Origin of the sequence: Pseudomonas lundensis (genome assembly GCF_002269125.1) — a bacterium.
GTDB classification, from domain to species: domain Bacteria; phylum Pseudomonadota; class Gammaproteobacteria; order Pseudomonadales; family Pseudomonadaceae; genus Aquipseudomonas; species Aquipseudomonas lundensis_A.
The window spans coordinates 1-4,966 of sequence record NZ_NQKI01000068.1; the positions used below are offsets into that span (position 1 = coordinate 1).

Sequence of the window (4,966 nt, forward strand, 5' to 3'; positions counted from 1 at the left end):
CAGGTTGGTCCGGTTTCACCTGACGCGCACGCAAGCGGTGCGGCCGGATGCTGCGCACCCTGGTTTCGCCCTGGACGGGCTGCACCAGGGCAGAACGGAAAAATTCGGCCTGGGGGCCATTTTTCCTCACCCCCTCGTGGGCTCGGGTGGCGTCTGTCCAGCTGTTTACGCCGTCTTCACCGGCGGTTTATCAGAGCGGCTAAGGCCGCTCTGGAATCAGCTTTCAGCTGCCCCTACTGCGCTACCATGCGATTTTCGCCTGGGAGCAAAGCTCATGCAGCGTTTAGCCAAACCGTCGGACTACGTCCGGCAAGACGTTCTCGGTCAATCGACCTATGTGCTTCCCTGGGAGCCGCGGTTGTGCCCGGGAAACCCTGCGGATGATCCCGAGCTGGGCGCTCAGCTCTACAACGAATTTGCCTGCAACGCCGCCCAGGGCGTTACACCGCGATCACCAGCCGAACAGCTGGCTGACATCATCGGTTGGGCCATAGCCACGCCAGGAGAGGCTGCCTGTGGTTTGGCGGCTGACCTCGCGGCGACCTACCAAGGCAAGCATCAGTTTCGACTGGAGGATCTGCAGCATTGGGACGAGGAAACCAAGCCGCATCGAGCGCACCTGATTTTTCACAATCAGGAATTACGTGCGTTATCGGCTAGGACCATCATGGCTCTGCGTTTTCGTGCCGAAACCGTTCAGATACCGGATTAGGGGTGTTGGCGTCAGACTGCTGCACGTCGGCTCCTAGTTGATCTTGAGCGAGACGCCAAGCCGCGTGGGACGTGCCCATTGCGAGGGTTAGGAAATACCAAACACCTTGACGCCCATATCTGCGGAGGTACCCTACCGCTAAAAGGGAGATATCCGAATGCAGATTGCCATATTGGGCGTGCTTATTTTTATTGCAGTTTTGATGGCAGGGCCTTGGCTTCTGGGCGTGCTACTTATAATTGCTGCCACGTATGGGGTTTGGCTGGTTGCTTGCGCGGCCCTGAGTGTCTGTATCCTTCTTGCAGTACTTGCATGGATGTTGCTTTCCGGTCAGACCGAATCAAGCAGGGCTCGTCGGATTGCGAAGATCGCTGAAAGATCTAACAAGAACTACCGCGAAAAAATTAAGTAACTGAAAAACTCAGCCTCTGACCGGAAAATTCGGCCAAGGCTGCTGAGCCTAGCGATAGGCTCATTGTGCCGCTACGCGGTTGCCTGAAACTTCGCACCATACCGGTAACTATTCTCCGGAGAATACTTACCGGCGGCCGTACAATGAACAGAAACGAACCCCTTTCACACAGTCGAATACTGATCGCTATTAACGTCACGGCTGAGCCAGACGGCAGCAGCCAATATGCCGAATACCACTTGGGCCGCGCTGCTGAACTGCCGGCTCCAGCCGGGGTGCTTGTGCCGAAGCATGTAAAGGAAAAGTTCGGTATAAAAAACTAACCCACGCGCGGCTGCGCATAACGGCGTTAAATCGGACACAAAAAAATCCCGCCAAACGGCGGGATTTTTTTGCTTAGGGGCTCACCAATCTTCTGGACGCTCGGCGTGCTGATGCAGGATTCGGTAAATTCTTATCGTCTCACCTTTCAGCGTGTAAATCGCTCGATAGGGGTATTTCGAGATGATCAGCTCGCGGCAATCGGGAATGTCCGAAGCCTTACCCATTTGAGGGAAAGTCTCCAGCATCGTCAGTGCTTCGATAAGGTGAAACACGACGCCTTCTGAGGCGTCAGCGCCTAACAAAGGCGCGTAATGCTCGTAGATACCTTCGAGGTCACTGTCCGCTTTGCTGGTTAATGCGATTTTCGGCACGAGCCACCCACTTAGCCTTCACGGCATCCAAGTCGATTAGATTGCCTGCCTCAGCATCAGCGATCCCTTCGGCTACCGCTCGAAAATGCCAGGACTCTGACTCTACATAACGTGCCAATGCACGTTTGAGATGGTACTGACGATCCCGATCAGTTGCTTCAGCGAGCTGATCGAGCTGGTTAATCAGCTCCGATTCCACACGAAAAGACAGGACAGGCGAGGCCATGTTATCACTCCACACGATTTTGTCTACGATGTAGACGTTGTCTACTCATATTTGAGTATTCCACTATCAGTGGAATATCGCAACTATTTGCTAATCATTTATGAGCACTCACTATCATCGACCCAGTGCGAATAACGCCGCTTATGTTCAAAAGGCCCCCACACTTGAGAGAGTCGTGGGGGCCTTTTTTTCTGGGCACGGAAACCAACCCCCCCCTACACTGGTACGCCAGCCCCCCCTGCTGTGGTTTTACGCGTAGTGGGCCACTGACTCGGACAAGGAAACCGCACATGCTCATCGAACAAGAAGTGGTAAGGCGCGGCCTGCTGTTAATGAAACTGACACATCCAGCTGAGGCCGCGCTGACCAGCGCATTGCTAGAAACGCTCGACTATGAAAAAAGCGTCCTCCGAGACCCCAACCAGCTTCGGGTCATGATATTTACGCTGGGAAAAAAACTGTCCACCCAAGGTAAAAAAGGGCTGATCAGTTGGAATGCCTGGTTGCTGCAGTTTGTGAAAGACGGTGCCTTGAGTGAAGAACAGGCCGCCGACTTCAAACGTCAGGCTGAGGATATTCGGCGATGAACGTTTGTTATGGTAACGATCCGTTCGCCGCGATCAGTACGTCGCCTGAGGTGCTGGCCACCCTGCGCTTGCACCTGCGCACGATCGAACAAAGCGCTGACACCCTGCAGGTGCATCTGGCCAGCGAACGAGCGCAAGGCTTTGTCGAGGTGCTGGAAGAGCTCAAGGTGCTTAAGCCGGCCGAGATTGAAAGTCTGTACCTGATCATGGATGAGGCCTCACAGGCACGCGTCACGGCGCTGCTGTTGTGATCGGGGACGGGATTCACGAAGACGCGCTGCAGCACCTGGTGCAACAGAACGCAGTCCGGGAGTTTGTCGCCGGCCGTGATACCACCCGTACCAAGTGGACGTTTTCGGTACGCCTCGGCGGGCCGCACTCGCGGCTGATTCCAGTACGGTCGAGGCGGGAGGTGATTCGTACCTGGGCCAGCCTGACGGCGGTGGGTCGCTTTGCCGAAAGGCTTGGTGTGCGAGGCTTTGCGGTGGAACTATGAAGTTTCGCGCCCGCGAAACTGGCCACGGCTTTTAGTTATCGAGAGCGTCGAGCAAATTTGCCCAAGTAGGGGCTTCCCCTGGCTTCGCGTTGTGAGGCAATGCAGGTTTAGGCTCGGGTTTATGCTCGATCAGCCGAAGTGATTGTTGCAGCTCTTGTATCTCTGCACGCAGCAATCGAACCTCTTCAACCAACGAGTGTAGGGCTGGGTGTAAGGCGTCCATTTCAGGTGTAGGGGAAGTGTAGGGCGAGGGTGTCGGGTCAAGTGTAGGGCGGTGTAGGGTGATCCCCTGTGGTTCGCCATAAACACGGATCATTTCTGATAGGTCGATAACCTTTTGCCCTTTACCGTCTAGGCCAGCAGTTACGCGGCCTTTAGACACGGCCTCATGCAATGTTGAACGGTGTAAACCGTAGAGTTTTGCCATGCGGCCGATGGTTAATTTTGCCATGTAGGGCAGTGTCGGGTTCTGTCTGTAGGGTGCCCTACAGTCTACTGCTATTTATGAGACTTAACCGACCATTCCCTAACGCGGTCCGGTGGACCTTGTTGGCTACCGTGCTGGTAGGCAGCACAGCTGCCAGACCCACACGGCAGCTTGTGAAAGACACAGGGTTTGCGCTGAGCGAGCAAACGCAATATCTTTGGGTAATAGATACATAGCATTAAAACGAAAAAACCCTGCCAAGGCAGGGTTTCATTCGGGCCAGCGGCGACTGCAATCGCTCTGGCCAAGGTCTCGGGGAATCTCTGCTTTTCGGTGCGGGGAACGAGACCTGGTAAGCCAATTCTGTCGGGAAAACTCCCGTCTGTCCAGCTTCCAGCCTCCCCCGACACCTCTTCCCGACGCTTGGAATCAAGATGCTTTGGGCCCGGGAAGTAATAGCTGCCGATCAAGGGGATCTCTTCACGGCAGCCGGTATAGCCGGTTAGGTGCGACCCGCAAGGGCGAGAAGGCAATGGCAGGGCAGCGTAAAAACCCAACCACGGGCGCTGTCACTGTCCTAAAACCCACCAACCGCCAGACGCCGAAGAGGGCAGGGGGCGCAGTGGTAAACAATCCCCGAAAGTCTGGAACGCCTGTTGGGAGTGGGAGCCGGGTGGTCGCACCTGGAACAAAATCCTCACTGCGTGGAGTCATGCGAGACGCTTTTTTTAAAAGCCGATCGTAGGGGCTCCCACGCCAGTGGGAGCCATCAAGTGCGTCGCGCAGCCATCATTATTGCCGCCAGTGGGCGGCCTTAGACTGGCGTCAGCCATCATTGCTCGTGCTCTTGTCTCTCAGGGTTATTACCCGCTTTGGATCTTTCCCAGCGAGTGGGGGTCCCCCTTTAGGGGGTCGAGCTGGTGAGCGCGTAGCGCGAATGCTCTTGGCTTTTTGCCCTTTTGTACCTTTTCACCTTTATACCTCTCCTATTGGTGTTCTATTGCTGAAGCAATAGCCAACGCAATAGAACGACCAATAGAACGCTACATAGATAATCCAAGACAAAAGCAGAGCAACAGCGCGCCATCCCTACGGTCTGTCGTGGCCGCCCTGCGGGACGCCCAAACCTTCCGGGGGAGCGCCCCGTCAGGCTTTCAGGGTTCCGACTCGCTGCGCGAGCCTCCACCCTCTTTCCTCCCCAGCGCCCTGGACGGGCTTGTCTCGAAAATTCACCCGCGTGCGCGCCCGGCAAAGCCGGACCAACCTGCATTCTGCCATTGCGCGACGTCTCGTTGCGGTCCTTCGTCCCTTTCTCGACTGCTTCATCGCGAATCCAGGTTGGTCCGGTTTCACCTGACGCGCACGCAAGCGGTGCGGCCGGATGCTGCGCACCCTGGTTTCGCCCTGGACG

8 protein-coding genes are annotated in these 4,966 nt (G+C 55.9%); 5 read left to right on the plus strand and 3 right to left on the minus strand.

Annotation, left to right across the window (positions count from 1 at the left end; all coding sequences use genetic code 11):
• Both CJF39_RS23220 and CJF39_RS22230 read left to right on the plus strand, forming a co-directional pair.
• Window positions 1-712, plus strand: a 712-nt coding sequence (locus CJF39_RS23220) for a hypothetical protein (protein WP_212555995.1), incomplete at its 5' end; no start/stop codon positions are given.
• A gap of 157 nt (window positions 713-869) precedes the next feature.
• Window positions 870-1,124, plus strand: a complete 255-nt coding sequence (locus CJF39_RS22230; RefSeq protein WP_094995324.1) for a hypothetical protein — start codon at window positions 870-872, stop codon at window positions 1,122-1,124.
• Window positions 1,125-1,528: 404 nt separating this feature from the next.
• Here the strand turns inward: CJF39_RS22230 and CJF39_RS22235 are convergent, their stop codons facing one another.
• Window positions 1,529-1,819, minus strand: coding sequence for a type II toxin-antitoxin system RelE/ParE family toxin (locus tag CJF39_RS22235; protein ID WP_094995325.1), 291 nt, complete (start codon window positions 1,817-1,819; stop codon window positions 1,529-1,531).
• Window positions 1,782-2,045 (minus strand): CopG family ribbon-helix-helix protein, encoded by a 264-nt coding sequence (locus CJF39_RS22240; RefSeq protein ID WP_010657468.1) that lies wholly within the window; start codon window positions 2,043-2,045, stop codon window positions 1,782-1,784. Before CJF39_RS22240 ends, CJF39_RS22235 begins: the two co-directional genes overlap by 38 nt.
• A gap of 290 nt (window positions 2,046-2,335) precedes the next feature.
• Between CJF39_RS22240 and CJF39_RS22245 the strand changes: the two genes are divergently transcribed.
• Genes CJF39_RS22245 through CJF39_RS23435 form a run of 3 tightly spaced genes read left to right on the plus strand, consistent with a single transcriptional unit; the run spans window position 2,336 to window position 3,128 of the window.
• Window positions 2,336-2,632, plus strand: coding sequence for a hypothetical protein (locus CJF39_RS22245; protein WP_094995326.1), 297 nt, complete (start codon window positions 2,336-2,338; stop codon window positions 2,630-2,632).
• The gene (locus tag CJF39_RS22250; RefSeq protein ID WP_094995327.1) at window positions 2,629-2,883 is read left to right on the plus strand and encodes a hypothetical protein; all 255 of its coding nucleotides are present in this window, start codon (window positions 2,629-2,631) and stop codon (window positions 2,881-2,883) included. Before CJF39_RS22245 ends, CJF39_RS22250 begins: the two co-directional genes overlap by 4 nt.
• The gene (locus CJF39_RS23435; RefSeq protein ID WP_094995328.1) at window positions 2,880-3,128 is read left to right on the plus strand and encodes a hypothetical protein; all 249 of its coding nucleotides are present in this window, start codon (window positions 2,880-2,882) and stop codon (window positions 3,126-3,128) included. Before CJF39_RS22250 ends, CJF39_RS23435 begins: the two co-directional genes overlap by 4 nt.
• Window positions 3,129-3,159: 31 nt before the next feature.
• On the opposite strand, the gene CJF39_RS22260 is transcribed toward CJF39_RS23435, so the two are convergent.
• Window positions 3,160-3,579, minus strand: coding sequence for a hypothetical protein (locus tag CJF39_RS22260; RefSeq protein WP_073510845.1), 420 nt, complete (start codon window positions 3,577-3,579; stop codon window positions 3,160-3,162).
• Window positions 3,580-4,966: the final 1,387 nt, after the last annotated feature.

Bases quoted from the DNA above. Each gene is read 5' to 3' on its own strand.
- CJF39_RS22230 (WP_094995324.1), top strand. From the start codon at position 870: ATGCAGATTGCCATATTGGGCGTGCTTATTTTTATTGCAGTTTTGATG.
- CJF39_RS22240 (WP_010657468.1), bottom strand. From the start codon at position 2,045: ATGGCCTCGCCTGTCCTGTCTTTTCGTGTGGAATCGGAGCTGATTAAC.
- CJF39_RS22245 (WP_094995326.1), top strand. From the start codon at position 2,336: ATGCTCATCGAACAAGAAGTGGTAAGGCGCGGCCTGCTGTTAATGAAA.
- CJF39_RS22250 (WP_094995327.1), top strand. From the start codon at position 2,629: ATGAACGTTTGTTATGGTAACGATCCGTTCGCCGCGATCAGTACGTCG.
- CJF39_RS22260 (WP_073510845.1), bottom strand. From the start codon at position 3,579: ATGGCAAAATTAACCATCGGCCGCATGGCAAAACTCTACGGTTTACAC.